The organism is Cellulosimicrobium funkei (assembly GCF_900155925.1).
GTDB lineage: Bacteria > Actinomycetota > Actinomycetes > Actinomycetales > Cellulomonadaceae > Cellulosimicrobium > Cellulosimicrobium funkei.
This window is the reverse complement of the sequence record NZ_FTMI01000002.1, coordinates 169,990-184,171: the sequence shown is the minus strand read 5'-3', so window position 1 is coordinate 184,171 and position 14,182 is coordinate 169,990. Positions and strand designations below refer to the sequence as shown.

Here is a 14,182-nt window from a genome sequence, read left to right as displayed (position 1 = left end):
GGTACGGTCCGGTGGTCTCACAGCGACACCCACCCCGCCGCGAGGCCGACGACGGCGAGCACCGCGAGCGCCACGACGACGCCGAGCAGCGCGAGCTCCGCGGGCCCGAACGCCCGCCGCCCCTGCTCGCGGCGCGTCATGACGAAGAGGACGGTGACGGGCGCGTAGAAGACGAACGCGAGCAGCGCGAGGTCGAGCCCGGCCGCGAAGAGCAGGAACGCGGTGTACGCCGACGCGAGGACCGCCACGACGAGGTCGCCCGTCAGGGTGCGGGCGGGGGCGCCGTCGTACGTCTCGCGCGTGAGCCGCAGCCGCAGCGCGTAGAGCGCGGCCAGGAGGAACGGGATGAGGGTCATCGACGCGGTGAGGTCGAGCGCGAAGTCGAACGCGTCGTCGGAGAAGTACGTGACGACGAGGACCACCTGCGAGAGCGCCGTGCTGAGCAGCAGCGCGTTCACCGGGACGTCCTCCCGGCGCGTGCGGGTGAGGAACCGCGGCATGTCGCGGTCCTTGGCCGCGACGAACAGGACCTCCGCCGCCATGAGGGTCCACGCGAGGTAGGCGCCGAGAACCGAGACGATCAGCCCGACGCCCACGAAGACGCTCCCCCACGGCCCGACCGCGGCCTCCAGCACGCCCGCCATCGACGGCTGGCGCAGCTCCGCGATCTCGGCCATCGGCAGGATCCCGTAGGACACGATCGTCACCGACGCGAAGATCGCGAGCACGCTCGTGAACCCGAGGATCGTCGCCCGCCCCACGTCCTCGCGACGGCGCGCGTGCCGCGAGTAGACGCTCGCGCCCTCGACCCCGAGGAAGACGAACACGGTGACGAGCATGGTGTCGCGCACCTGGTCGAAGAGCGACCCGGTGTACGAGGCGCCGTGGAGGTTCTCCGCGAAGACCGCGGGGTCGAACGCGAGCACGGCGAGCAGGACGAAGACGAGGATGGGCACGAGCTTGGCGATCGTGACGATCCGGTTGATCGCCGTCGCCTCCCGGATCCCCTGCCGCACGAGCGCGAAGAAGAGCCACAGCCCGACCGACGAGAGCACGAGCGCGAGCACCGTGTCCCCCGCGCCCAGCGCGGGGACCCACGCCCCGAGCGTCGACATGATGAGCACCCAGTACGTCACGTTGCCCACGCACGCGCTCGCCCAGTACCCGGCGGCGGCGTAGAAGCCCGTGAACTCCCCGAAGCCCGCCTTCGCGTACGCGTAGACCCCGGCGTCGAGCCCGGGCTTGCGGACCGCGAGCCGCTGGAAGACGAGGGCGAGCGTGAACATGCCCGCGCCCGCGACGACCCACGCCACGAGCGCGCCCGCGACCCCGGTCTCCTGCGCGAAGCGGCGCGGGAGGGAGAAGACGCCCGCCCCGACCATGGAGCCCACGACCATCGCCGTGAGGGTGAGCACGGTGACCTTCGTGGTGCCGGACGTCATGCCCTGCGCCGTGCCCTCAGCGGTCATGCCCCACGCCCCTCGCGCTCGCGCGCCGGCCCGCGCCGCGCGGGTCGGCGGCGCCGTGCTGACCCGGTCGATGATGGCAGCGTCGGGGTCGGGCCGCGCGCCGGGCGGTCGGCGCACGCCGGCGGGGCGGGCCGTCGGCGACGACCCGCCCCGCGTCGGCGTCCGGGGAGCGCGGCCGGCTACCCGGCCGCGTCGTAGGCGACGGTCCGGGACGACGTGACGTCCTCGCCGTCGACCGTCATCGTCGCCGCGACGGTCACCTCGCCCGCCTCGATCGCGGCCCGACGGGTCGCGAACGACTGGTACGCGCTCCGGCCGGGTGCCACGTCGGCGAACGTCCGCTCGCCGTACGGCGTCGTCACCGTGACGTCGACCGGGACGTCCTCGTCGTTCATGACGCGGACGGCGAGGTAGACCTTCCCGGCCAGGGAGCGCGGCTGCGCCTCGGCCGAGAACGCGACCTGCGGGGCGTCGTCGGCGCACGCGAACCGGGCGTCGCCCCACACGCCGTGCGCGCCGTTGATCGACCCGGGCGCCTCGACGACCAGGTCGACGTACTGCGCGCCCGTGACGTCGAGGTCGATGTGCTCCGTGGGGAAGCCGGCCTGGAAGGTCGAGCCCTGGTAGCGGTTCACGTCGTCCACGTCGACCTTGAAGACCACCGACCCGGTGAAACCGTCCTCGAGGCCCGTGTCCGCGGTGAACCGGGTGCACCGGCCGCCGAGGTAGTAGGTGACCTTCGACGCAGCGTGGACGCCCAGGCCCTTCGCGTACGTCTTCTTCAGCGCGGGCGTGGTGTTGATGACGAGGGGCACGTCGGGCGAGGACGCGGAGTCCTTGTTCGCGACGTCGATCCCGATGACGCCCCACCCGTTCGTCGCCGCCGTCCACTCGAGGTCGGACGCCCACACGTCGCCCGACGGCGCCTCGGGCAGGGCGAGGTCCACGGGGCGCACGTCGAAGAGCTTCGCCGTGGTCCCGGCGGGGAACGTCACCGAACGCAGCTCCTTGGTGGGGTTGAGCGGCACCGCGTTCGCGTAGACCGAGTACGTCCCGTTCGGGTACTCGTACCCGTCGGGGTTGGCCTTGTTGTTGCGGCCCTTGCTCCCGACGGCGACGACGGAGTCCTTGAGCGGGCCCGAGGGCTGGATGATCCAGTTCGGGAAGTACACCGACTGCTCCGACGTCGTGCCGTCGGCGTACGTGATCACGACGCGCTGGTCGACGCCTGCGGCGCTCGCCGCCGACCCGAGGAACGCGAGGTGGGTGCCGCTCCCGCCGATCGCGACGGTCTGCCCGCTCGGCGCGAGCGAGTTCGGCACGCCGGGCGCGGCGTCCGGCCACCGCATCTCGAAGGTGTCCTCGCCGCGGCGGACCGTGACGGGCTCGCCCCACGTCGCCCCGGCAGCCGCGAGCGCGTCCTCGGAGAACGACGCGCCGCCGCCGTCGAAGTTACCGGCGTCCTTGGTCGCGACCGACGTGATCGAGACGTGGTTGAGAGCCGCCGCGAAGCTGCCGTACGCGACGTCGACCTGGCTCGTGCCCGTGACCGAGCGCTCGCCGCCGGACGCGTCGCGGTACGTCGCCGTGCCGCCGACGCTCTGCCCGCCCGCGGCCGACCCCGCACCCGGAGACACGACGAACGTCGCCGTGAGCGAGCCGCCCGGCTCGACGGACGCGGCCGTCGTGCCCTCGCCGTGCACGACCGTCCAGCCCTCGGGGACCGTGGGCGTGATCTCGACGTCGTCCTTCGCCCGCGTGCCCGTGTTGTGGAACGTAACGCGTGCCGTCGTCTCCTCGCCCTGGAACACCTGGTCACCCGCCGCGACGGACACGTGCGCGCGCTGCGCGTCCGAGTCCTCGCCACCGACGGCGCTCGTCCCGGTGAGCGTGATCGTCGCCGTCGCGTCGGACCCGACGGCGGCGATCTTCACCCGGACGACCCCGCCCCGGTCCTCGGCGTCATAGAACCAGCCGGTCTCGGCCGCCTCGAACGCGGCGGCGTCCGCGACCTCGTCGAGCGGCGTGCCGTCGACACCCACCGCGTCGGGCGCCGAGCCCGTGTGGACGTCGAGGGCGTACGGGCGTGCGTCGGCCTTGCCGGCGTAGTCGCCCGCGCGCTCCCCGATCGTCACGGCGACGTCGCCGCCGTCCTGCTCGGGCGCGGCGACGGAGAAGACCTGGCGAGAGGACGCGCCGTCGGCGTACGCGCGCGTGACCTCGTCGTCCTCGTAGAGCTCGAAGGAGCTCGCGCCCTGCGGGTAGACGTCGAGCGTGATCGGCGAGTCCTCGGGGACGAGGGACGCGTTGCGGGCCTCCGCACCCTGCGGGACGACGGCCCCGGCCCGCACGAACAGCGGGAGGGTGTCGAGCGGGGCGGCGTACCCGTCGACCACGCGGCCGCCGTCGTACAGGGCACCGGTCCAGTAGTCGAGCCACTGCCCCTCGGGCAGGTAGATCCCGTCGCGCACGTCCGAGTCGGTGAAGACCGGTGCGACGAGGAAGTCCTCACCGAGGAGGAACTCGGCGTTCGCCTCGGCGCCGTACGCGTACGGGTCGTCGGGGTGCTCGAGCGCGAGCGAGCGCATCATCGGCGTGCCCGACGCGTGCGACTCGGCGGCGAGGGTGTAGACGTACGGCATGAGCCGCTGACGCAGCCGGAGGTACTTCCGGTTGATCTCCGTGGCCTCCTCGCCGTAGAGCCACGGACGCTTGTCGACCGACGCCCAGCCGCTCATCGAGTACAGCGCGGGCGCGAACGCCTTCCACTGCAGGTCGCGGACGTAGGACTCGGTCGAGCCGCCGAAGATGCCGTCGACGTCGCCCGTCGTGAAGGCCTGGCCCGAGTTCCCCGAGCTGAGGAGCGCGGGGACCTGCCAGCGGACCGCGTCGAGGTTGCCCGCGTGGTCGCCCGTCCACTGCATGCCGCAGCGCTGCGAGCCGGCCCAGCCCTCGACCATGAGGGCCGTGCCCCGCGCGTCCGAGTTCGCCTCGATGCCGTCGTGAGCGGCCTCGCAACCGGTGAGGGCGAGCCGGTAGCCCGACCCGACCCACGCGACGTCGAGCTTGCGCAGGCGGATGCCCGCCTCGCCGACCTCGAAGGCCTGGTTGGTCAGCGAGCGCTCGGTCCACAGGCCGGTCTTGATCCCGGTCTCGGCCTCGATCTGGGCGACCGTCTCGGGGAGCTCGACGTACTCGCAGCCGTAGCCGTCGTTGACGAGCATCCAGCCGCCCGGCATGTCGTGCTCGACGAAGTCGCGCGCGACCTCGAGCGCGTCCGGCGTGCGCAGCTTGCCCGGGACGTTCCACGAGCCGGGGTTGCGCGACTTGTAGCTCTCGGACGACCGGTTGTAGCAGTCGGCGTCGCCGTACTCGAGCGCGTAGACCGGCGGCATGTGCGGCCGACCGGTGAGCTGCGTGTAGCCGTCGAGCGACTGCTTGTAGTCCCCGACGAAGTAGTAGGCGTCGAAGCGCCGCTCCTCGTGCGTCGTCGTCGCGTCCTGCGTGAACGCGTACGTGCCGCGCGCGAACGTGTTGCGCAGCACGCCGTAGCCCGCGCTCGTCATGTAGTACGGCACGGCGTTGGGGTAGCCGTCGTCGTCCCAGTCGTACGAGCGCGCGACGTTGATCGTCGCGCCCGTGTGGATCGAGCGGCCGTTCTGCATGCCGCCGCCGAGGAACTGCTCGCCCTCGCGCGGGGTCAGGTGCTGGGTCGCGCTGTTCGCTCCGAAGGTGATCGGCGCCGACTCCTCCCACACGACCGAGCCGTCCGCCCGCGTGAGCGTCATGCGGCTCGTCGCGCGGTCGACCGTGAGCGTCACGGCGTCGGTCGTGAGCGCGATCGTGTCGCCGTCCTCGACGACCGGCGTCGCGCCGGGGAACTCGTCCGCCCCGACGACGATGTTCGCGGTGCGGGCGGGGTCCCCCTGCGGCGTGTTGGCCGGGTCGGTGAACGACCCGCTCGGGTCCGCCTCGACCCGCAGCGTCGCGTCGTCGAGGAACGTCACGCGCGCCACGCCGTCCGCGGCGCGCAGCGTGACGACGTTCCCGTCCTGCTCGACGGCGGTGATCCCCCCGATCGGCGTGCCGTCCGCCGCGACCGGGACCTCCGGCGTGACGGGCTTCGGCGTGACGGGCGTCGGACCGTCGGCGGCGGCCGTCGCAGCGGGGCCGGATGCCGGGTCGGTCCGCGTGCTCTCCGCGGGCGCGGCACCCGCGGGGGGCGCGAGCAGACCGGTGAGGAGGAGCGCGGCGGCGGCCAGCCCGGCCGCCGTGGCTCGTGCGTGCGTCCCGCGAGCGCGGCTCGCGGCGTGTCGCTGACGTGCTGGCTTCATGGAGCTCCCTTGCCCGGGTCGCCCGTCGCAGAGGTGCGGCGCACGGGCGAACGGTGGTCGGTGATCCGGCAGACTCTGCATGATTCTGCGCGATTCATCGTTGAATCACGCAGCAAGCATCACCCACTCGCGGCGCGAGCACAAGAGGGCTGGACGAAGTCGTCCGTGCTGCGGACCCGTCCGCCGTCGGGGCCGACCGGCGGGCGTCCGGGCGCGCCGAGCGGGCGGTCCGGGTGCGGCCGCCAGAGCGCGACGCACCGGACCGCCCGCTCGGTCGGAAGGGCAGGAAGGGTGGGGCGGGACGCGAGCCCGGTGGCGGCGGTCGCCGGCCCCGGGTCAGGCGGCGCGGAGGACCCCCAGGAGCCGGACCACCTCGTCGCGCATCGCGTCGCGGCCGGCCCCGAGGTACTTGCGCGGGTCCACGACGGCAGGGTTCTCGTCGAGGAACGTGCGCAGCGCCGTGGTGAGGGTGCTGTTGAGGTGCGTGGAGACGTTGATCTTCGTCATCCCGGCCTCGACGGCGCGCGTGAGCTCGGCGTCGGGCACGCCGGAGGAGCCGTGCAGCACGAGGGGCACGGGGACGGCGGCGCGCAGCTCGGCGACACGGGCCAGGTCGAGCGACGCGGTGCGGTCCGTCATCGCGTGCGACGACCCGACGGCGACGGCGAGGGCGTCCACCTCCGTGGCCTCGACGAACGCGACGGCCTCGGCGGGGTCGGTGCGCACCCCCGGGGCGTGCACGCCGTCCTTGCCGCCCACCTTCCCGAGCTCGGCCTCGACGAACGCCCCGACGGCGCGCGCCTGGGCGACGACCGCGGCGGTCGCGGCGACGTTGTCGTCGTAGTCGAGCGCGGAGCCGTCGTACATGACGGAGGTGAAGCCGAGGTCGAGGGCCTCGGTGACGAGGTCGCGGTCCTCCGCGTGGTCGAGGTGCACGGCCACCGGCACCTCGGCCGCGCGTGCGACCGCGAGGGTCGCGGCCGCGAGCGGCTCCAGCGCGCCGTGCCAGCGGGCGGCGTTCTGGCTGATCTGGAGCACGACGCCGCAGCCGACGCGCGTGGCGGCCGCGACGAACGCCTCGGCGTGCTCGATCTGGATGACGTTGAAGGCGCCGACGCCGCGGTGGGCGGCGCGCGCCGGATCGAGCAGACGGTCGGTGGTGACGAGGGGCATTCAGGACTCCGGTTCGGTGAGGACGTGGGCGAGCAGGCGGTCGACGTCGGCGCGGTCGACGGCGCCCGCGACAGGCTGGAGGACGGCCGCCGCGGAGGTCGCGGCGGCGAGCGCGAGCCGGCGCGCCCAGGGCTGGTCGGGGTCGACGGCGAGCGCGGCCATCGCCGCGTCGCCGGCCCCCGTCGGGTTGCCCGCGACGGGCGTCCCCAGGCGAGCACGGCCGACGACGACGGGAGCCCCGGCGTCAGGCCCGGGCTCGTACGCGGTGAGCCCGCGCTCGCCGTCGGTCACGACGACCGCTCCCGCGCCCCGGCGCAGGAGCTCCGCGACCGCGAGCGACGGGTCGTCGACCCCGGTGCCCTCGACGAGCTCCGAACGGTTCGGCTTGAGCAGGTCGGCGCCGGCGTCGGCGGCCCAGAGCAGGCCGGGGCCGGACACGTCGACGTGGACGCGTGCGCCGGCCTCGCGCAGCGCGGCCACGAGCCTGCCGACGCGCTCGCGCGTGGTGCCCGGCGGCAGCGAGCCCGACACGGTGGCCACCACGGCGCCCTGCCCGCGGTCGGGCGACCCGGGGGCGACGTCGGGCGCGCGGACCTGCGCGACGCACGCGGTGACGAGCGCGGCCCACTCGGCGTCGTCGAGCGCGGCGCCCGGCTCGTTGAGGACCGTCGGGTGCCCGCCGTCCTCGCCCCCTGCCTCGGCCGGGACGACGGCGACGGACTGACGCACGGCGCCGGCGACGGGCACGACGGCGGACGGCTGGCCGTCCGCGTCGAGGTCCGCGGCGAACGGACCGGCGAGGGGCCCGCCGAGCGGGCACACCGCGACGCTGGGCGCGCCGAGCGTGCGAGCGACGCGCGCGACGTTGACGCCCTTGCCGCCCGCGCGCGCGACGACGCTCCGCACGCGCAGCGACGCCCCGGGCAGGAGCCGGTCGACCCCGTAGGTGACGTCCCAGGCGGGGTTCGGCGTGAGGGCGACGACGCGGACCGGGACGAGACCGGTCCGCGGGCCCGCCGTCACGGCACGACCCCGTCCGCCGTGACGAGCCCGCGCGGCCCGGTGCCCGTCGGGACCGGCACCGCGTGCTGCCGCGGGGCGTCGACGCCCGCCGCCCGCGCGGCGTCCCAGCCGAGCAGCGCGGCGCCGTGGACGCCCGCCGCGGAGCCGAGCTGGGCCGGCACCAGGCGCGGCGCGGGGTGGATCGTCAGGTACGAGCGCACGGCGGCGTCGAGCGGGCGCAGCAGCGCGTCGCCCGCGCGGACCAGCCCGCCGCCCACGACGACCGTGGGCAACGCGAGCAGCCGGGTCATCTCCGCGACGAGCTCGCCCAGCCGGTCGACGCCGCGCTCCCAGACGTCGCGCGCGACCGCGTCCCCGGCCTGGGCGCGCGCGAGGACCTCGCGCGCGCCGGGCACCGCGGTGGCCGGCGCCCCCGTGCGGCGGCGGTACGTGCGGGCCATGCCCGCCGCGGAGGCGAACGTCTCCGCGCAGCCCCGGCCGCCGCACGGGCACGGCTCGCCCTCGCGTGCGCCGCCGTGGCCGACCTCGCCGGCCCAGCCGTGCGCGACGTACGGCTCCCCGCGCAGCACCACGGCGGCGGCGATCCCGGTCCCGACCGCGAGGAAGGCGTGGTCGTGCGCCCCGCGGGCGGCTCCCAGGCGCCACTCCGCGAGACCGCCCGCCCGCACGTCGTGGCCGAACCCGACCGGCAGCCCGGTCGCGTCCTCCACGAGCGCCCGCACGGGCAGGTCGACCCAGTCGAGGTTCTCGGCGCTCCGCACGACGCCGGTCTCCTCGTCGACCGTCCCCGGCACCGCGAGCCCGACCGCGGCGACCCGGCGCCCCGCCGGGACCTGGTCGCGCACGTCCGCGACGGCCGCGAGCACGGCCGCGAACGACGTCCTCGGGCCCTCGGCGGCGCGCGTCGGCGTCACGCGCTCGAGGAGCACCCCGCCCGCGTCGAGGAGCGCCGCCTTGATGTCGGTGCCGCCGACGTCCAGCGCGACGACGACCGGGCCGTCCGTCTCGCCGTCCCGCCCGCCGACGGTCGCGTCGGCGGGCGGGACGGGCAGGGTGGTCCGCTCGCTCACGGCGCCGGGGCGTCGAGGATGATCGAGCGCGTGAGGTTGCGCGGGGCGTCCGGGTCGAGGCCCTTGCGCTCGGCGTTGGCCACGGCGAGCCGCTGGAGGCGCACGAGCGTGACCTGCGGGTCCTCGTCGAACCGGACGGCGAGGGCGCCGGTGCGCTCGACGTCGTCGACGAGCCCCGGGACCTCCTCGCCGAGGAGGTACACGACGCTCGTCGGGTCGGAGATGCTGATCGGTCCGTGGCGGTAGTCCATGGCCGGGTACGACTCGGCCCACGCCAGGGACGCCTCGCGCATCTTCAGCGCTGCCTCGTTCGCGAGGCCCACGGAGAAGCCGCGGCCGAGGAACGTGAACTGCGAGCGCTCCAGGTGCTCGGTCGGCACCTCCCACGTCACGGCCTCCTCGGCCGCGAGCGCGAGCTTCTCGACGTCGTCCCCGAGGGACGCGCGGAGCAGGCTCAGCGCGGCGGTCGCGAACCGGGTCTGCACGACGGAGCGCTCGTCGGCGAACTCCATGACGACCGCGTCGTCCGCGGCGCTCGCCCCCGGGGAGCCCGGGTCACCGACGATCGCGAGGGTGCGCTGCTCACCGCGGACCGCCTCGAGGAGCTGGAGGATCTCCGTCGTCGTGCCGGAGCGGGTGATCGCCACGACGCGGTCGTAGCGGCGGTCCACCGGATACTCGCTGCCCGCGAACGCGTCCGTCTCGCCGAGGCCGAGCGCCTCACGGCGGGCCGCGTACGCCTGCGCCACGAACCACGAGGTCCCGCAACCCACGACCGCGACGCGCTCACCTGCCTGCGGGAGGACGTCGGTGCTGGAGGCCGCGAGCTCGGCCGCCCGGCGCCACACCTCCGGCTGGCTCGCGATCTCTGCGCTCACGTGGGTCGTTCTCATGGTGCGTACGTACCTTTCTGCGATGCCGCGGCCGGCGGGTGCCGGCCACGCGTGCCGACGCCGCTACACGACGACGACCTCGACGCCCGCCTCGCGGAGGGGGTCGAGGGCGTCGGCGGTCGCGCCGCTGTCGGTGACGAGGGTGGTGACCTGCGAGAGCTCGCAGATCTGGGCGAAGGACCGGGTGCCGACCTTGTCGGACGTGCCGACCGCGACGACCGAGCGCGACCGCTCGACGAGCGCCGTCGTGACGCCCGCCTCGTCGGGGTCGCCGCACGTGAGGCCGGCGGTCGCGTCGATCCCGAGCATCCCGAGGACGAGGACGTCGAGCCAGAGCGTGCGGGCCATCTGGATCGCGGCGGGCCCGGTCAGCTCGTAGGACTGCGCGCGTGCCGTGCCGCCGAGGCACACGGTGCGGACCTGCGGGCGGAGCACGAGCTCGGTCGCGATGTTCAGCGCGCTCGTCACGACCGTGAGCGCGTGCCCGCTCTGCTGGAGCGCGTCCTCCGACGTCTCCTCGGTCTGCTCGCCGAGCGCCTTCGCGACGAGCGTCGTCGTCGTGCCGCCGTTGAGCCCGACGACGGGCGCGGTGAACCGTTCGAGCACGAGCGCGGCCGCCGCGGCGGCGACTCGCTGCTTGTCCTCGACCTGCTTGCTGTACCGGCGCGGGAGCCCGTACGCGACCGACGCCGCGACGACTCCGCCGTGGGTGCGGTGCGCGAGCTGGCGCGCGGCCATCTGGTCGAAGTCTCGCCGGACGGTCGACTCGGAGATGCCGAACTCGTCGGCGACCTCCGTCACCGACAGGCGGCGCCGGTCGGCGAGGAGCGCGAGCATGCGCTCCCACCGGACGGACTTGCTGAGGCCGGCGAGCCCGACGTTGTCGGCGAGGTCGTCGTGGGTCGTGGTCATTTGATACTCCCTGCGGTCAGGCCTCCGACGAGGCGCTTCTCGATGATCGCAAAGAGGACGACGACCGGGACGATCGCCACGATGGAGACCCCGAACACGTACTGCCACGCGGAGTCGTACTGGCCGATGAACTTCGTCAGCGCGACCGACAGCGGCTGGTTGCCGGCCGTCGACAGGATGACGAGGGAGGCCGCGAACTCGTTCCACGCGGCGACGAACGTGAAGATGACCGCGGTGACGATCCCGGGCCACACGAGCGGGAGGTTGATGCGGAACAGCACGGTCCAGCGACCGGCGCCGTCGATCTGGGCGGCCTCGTCCACCTCCCGGGGGACGCTCGCGAAGAAGCTGTGCATGATCCACACGGCGAAGGCCAGGTTGAACGCGGCGTTGACGAGGATCATCGCGAGCCAGGTGTCGACGATCCCGAACGCGAGGAACTGCCGGAACAGGCCCGCGACGAGCACCGCCGGCTGGAGCATCTGGGTGACGAGCACGAGGAACAGGAACGCGAGCCGCCCCGGGAAGCGGAACCGCGCCGTGTAGTAGGCCGCGGGGACGGCGACCACCAGCACGAGCAGCGTCGCCGCCACGGAGATGACGACCGTGGACACGAGGTTCTGCGGGAGCGGCGTCTCCGGCGTCGACCACATGGTCACGTAGTTCTCGAGGTGCCACTCGTCCGGGAGGTAGGTCGGCGGGATCCGCAGGATCTCGGGCCGGCTCTTCAGCGAGCCGAGCAGCATGACGAGGTACGGGACGAGGAAGACGGCGGCGACGAGGAAGCCGGCCACCGTGCGCCCGACGACCGACCCGTGGGCACCGGGCCCGCCCGTGCGGTATCGCGACGGCTTCCGCCGGGGTCCGGGCGTCCGGGTGGCGGCGGGCGCGGCGGACGCCGCCGGCCCCCGCTGGGTCGTGGCGCTCACTCGTCCACTCCCTTCATCGGCTTGACGATCCGCAGGTAGGCGACGATGACGAGCACGACGATCGCGAAGTTCACGACCGACAGGGCGGACGCGAGGTCGACCCGGCGGTCGGACTGGATGAGCTTGAAGATGAGCGTCGTCGTGGTGTCGGCGTCGTAGCCGGGGATGGACCCGGTCATGATCCGCAGGATCGGGAGGGAGTTGAAGACGTTGATGATGTTGATGAGCGCCGCCACGGACAGCGCGGGCTTGAGCTGCGGCAGGATCACCGAGAAGTAGGCGCGGGCGCGGGAGGCGCCGTCCATGCGGGCCGCCTCGACGACCTCGTGCGGGACGGCCTGGAGCCCGGCGAGGATCGTGTACGTCGTGAACGGCAGGGACACGAACACCGCGACGACGATCGCCACGAGGAACGCCGACGTCGCGTTCTTCGTGAACCCGTAGTCGGCGACCTCGAGGATCCCGACGTCCGCGAGGAGCTGGTTGAAGATCCCGTAGTTGGGCTGGAGCCCGTAGTACACGACCGTCGTGGTCATGACGACGCTCGCCGCCCAGGGGACGATGACGGCGAGGCGCACGAGCTGGCGACCGGGGAACTGCTTGTCGAGGAGGTTCGCGAGCGCGAGCGAGATGACCACGGTCAGCCCGACGACCACCACGACCCACACCACGGTGTTGAGCAGGACGCGCGGGAGGGCTTCGATCGCGAGGACGTCGGCGTAGTTCTCGAGCCCCGCGCTCCCCCGGTCCACGCCGGACGAGGCGATGTCGCGTGTCGAGTTGACGATCATCACGCCCGCCGGGAAGAGCACGATCAGGGCGATGAGGGCGAGGCTCGGGCCGATCCACGGGAGGGCGGAGAGCGTGCCGCGCCAGGTGCGGCGCGAGCGGTCGGCCGCACCGGGCGGCGCGGCGTGCTGGTCCGACGGCGGCGCGGGGCTCGCCGTCGCGGCACCCGCCGGGGTGCCGGTCGTGTCGGTGGTCATCGGGGTGTCCTCCGGGTGCCGGGGAGAGGTCGCGGACGGGAGCCGACGGCGGCCGAGCGGCGGGAGGGTGTCCCGCCGCCCGGCGGCGGTCAGCGCGTCGTCACTGGTCGGCCTTCGCCTGGATCTCCGTCAGGACCGCCTGGGCGTCCTTGCCCTGCGCGACCTGGCCGACGAGGGACTGGACCGCGCCCTGCGTCGCCGACCACTGCGGGTTGGTCGACGGGTAGAACTGCGCGTCGGGCAGCAGGTCGAGGAACGGCGCGATCGACTCCTTGGTGGCGAGCTCCTCGCCGCCCGACTTCGTCACCGGGATGAAGCCCTCGGCGTCGACCCACGGCACGTAGACCTCGGGCGAGTAGAAGTAGTCGAGGAACGCCGTGATCGCGTCCTGCTTGTCGCCCTCGTTCGTGAAGGCCATGAGGTGGTCCGCGACGCCCAGCGTGACGGGCGAGCCGTCCTTCGTCGCGACCGGTGCCGTGCCGTAGCTCAGCTCCGGGTTCTTCTCCTCGATCTGCCCGATCGTCGGCGGGAGACCGACGATCATGCCGATCTTGCCCTGGATGAAGACGTCGATGAGCGGCGTGCGGTCGGTCGCCCCGGCGTCGGGCTGGGTGAGGCCGTCGACGGCGAGGCTCTGGAAGAACTGCGCGGCCTCGACGTTCTCGGGGGTGTCGACCGTGATCTCGGACGCGTCGCCGTAGCCACCGCCGTTGCCGAAGAACCAGATCGCCGTCTCCGCCTGGGCCTCCTCCGAGCCGAGCGGGAGCCCGTAGCCGTACGTGCCGCCGCCGAGCGCGGAGATCTTCGTCGCGGCGTCCTTGAGCTCGTCCCACGTCTTCGGCGGCGCCTCGGGGTCGAGGCCGGCCTGCGTGAACAGGTCCTTGTTGTAGAACATGGTGCGCGCGGACGCGATGAGCGGGAGGCCGTACTGCGTGCCGTCCATCGACGCGTTCTCGACGAACGACTCCTGGAAGTCGGCGATCGTGTCGGGCGAGAGCACCTCGTCCGCGGAGTACAGCAGGTCGTCCTCCACGAAGCCGGCGAACGCGTCGATGTTGAGGATGTCCGGCGCCTGGTCGGACTGGACCTTGGTGCGGACCACGTCGTTGATGTTGTCCCAGGACTGGACCTCGAGGTTGACCGTGATGTCGGGGTTCTCGTCCTCGAAGCCCGCGATGACGTCCTCCCAGAGCGACTTCGTCTGGTCCGAGTACGTGGGGACGAGCAGGTCGATCGTCGTGCCGTCGCCCTCGCTCTCGCCGCCGCCCCCCTGGCCGCCGAAGCCGCACGCCGAGAGCGCCAGCCCCGCCAGCGCCGTGAGTGCCACCAGACGCAGGGGCCGGCTCGCCGTCGAGGTCGTGCGCCGCGTGTTCGGGTCCTTCATGTCCTTGTC

Annotated in this window: 10 protein-coding genes; all 10 read right to left on the bottom strand. The window is 73.7% G+C overall.

Features of this window, described 5'->3' with window-relative positions:
• Positions 1-17: 17 nt before the first annotated feature.
• The 10 genes from BXA05_RS05055 to BXA05_RS05010 all read right to left on the bottom strand — a co-directional run bounded on the left by BXA05_RS05055 (position 18) and on the right by BXA05_RS05010 (position 14,173).
• The gene (locus BXA05_RS05055) at positions 18-1,469 is read right to left on the bottom strand and encodes a basic amino acid/polyamine antiporter (protein ID WP_076404583.1); all 1,452 of its coding nucleotides are present in this window, start codon (positions 1,467-1,469) and stop codon (positions 18-20) included.
• A gap of 179 nt (positions 1,470-1,648) precedes the next feature.
• Positions 1,649-5,803, bottom strand: coding sequence for an NPCBM/NEW2 domain-containing protein (locus BXA05_RS05050; protein ID WP_076404198.1), 4,155 nt, complete (start codon positions 5,801-5,803; stop codon positions 1,649-1,651).
• Positions 5,804-6,139: 336 nt separating this feature from the next.
• Positions 6,140-6,976, bottom strand: a complete 837-nt coding sequence (locus BXA05_RS05045) for a class II fructose-bisphosphate aldolase (protein ID WP_076404197.1) — start codon at positions 6,974-6,976, stop codon at positions 6,140-6,142.
• The gene (locus tag BXA05_RS05040; protein WP_076404196.1) at positions 6,977-7,999 is read right to left on the bottom strand and encodes a 1-phosphofructokinase family hexose kinase; all 1,023 of its coding nucleotides are present in this window, start codon (positions 7,997-7,999) and stop codon (positions 6,977-6,979) included.
• Positions 7,996-9,069 carry an ROK family protein gene (locus tag BXA05_RS05035; protein WP_241005655.1) on the bottom strand — a complete coding sequence of 358 codons (1,074 nt, stop codon included), beginning with the start codon at positions 9,067-9,069 and terminating at the stop codon, positions 7,996-7,998. Before BXA05_RS05035 ends, BXA05_RS05040 begins: the two co-directional genes overlap by 4 nt.
• The gene (locus BXA05_RS05030; RefSeq protein ID WP_076404195.1) at positions 9,066-9,962 is read right to left on the bottom strand and encodes an SIS domain-containing protein; all 897 of its coding nucleotides are present in this window, start codon (positions 9,960-9,962) and stop codon (positions 9,066-9,068) included. Before BXA05_RS05030 ends, BXA05_RS05035 begins: the two co-directional genes overlap by 4 nt.
• A 63-nt stretch (positions 9,963-10,025) precedes the next feature.
• On the bottom strand, positions 10,026-10,874 hold the full coding sequence (locus BXA05_RS05025; RefSeq protein ID WP_083711497.1) for a DeoR/GlpR family DNA-binding transcription regulator: 849 nt from the start codon (positions 10,872-10,874) through the stop codon (positions 10,026-10,028).
• Positions 10,871-11,803, bottom strand: a complete 933-nt coding sequence (locus tag BXA05_RS05020) for a carbohydrate ABC transporter permease (RefSeq protein WP_170963136.1) — start codon at positions 11,801-11,803, stop codon at positions 10,871-10,873. The genes BXA05_RS05025 and BXA05_RS05020 overlap by 4 nt, the downstream gene beginning before the upstream one ends.
• Complete coding sequence (locus BXA05_RS05015) at positions 11,800-12,789, bottom strand: carbohydrate ABC transporter permease (protein ID WP_076404194.1); 990 nt, start codon at positions 12,787-12,789, stop codon at positions 11,800-11,802. The genes BXA05_RS05020 and BXA05_RS05015 overlap by 4 nt, the downstream gene beginning before the upstream one ends.
• Before the next feature lie 100 nt (positions 12,790-12,889).
• Positions 12,890-14,173 (bottom strand): extracellular solute-binding protein, encoded by a 1,284-nt coding sequence (locus BXA05_RS05010; protein WP_076404193.1) that lies wholly within the window; start codon positions 14,171-14,173, stop codon positions 12,890-12,892.
• Positions 14,174-14,182: the final 9 nt, after the last annotated feature.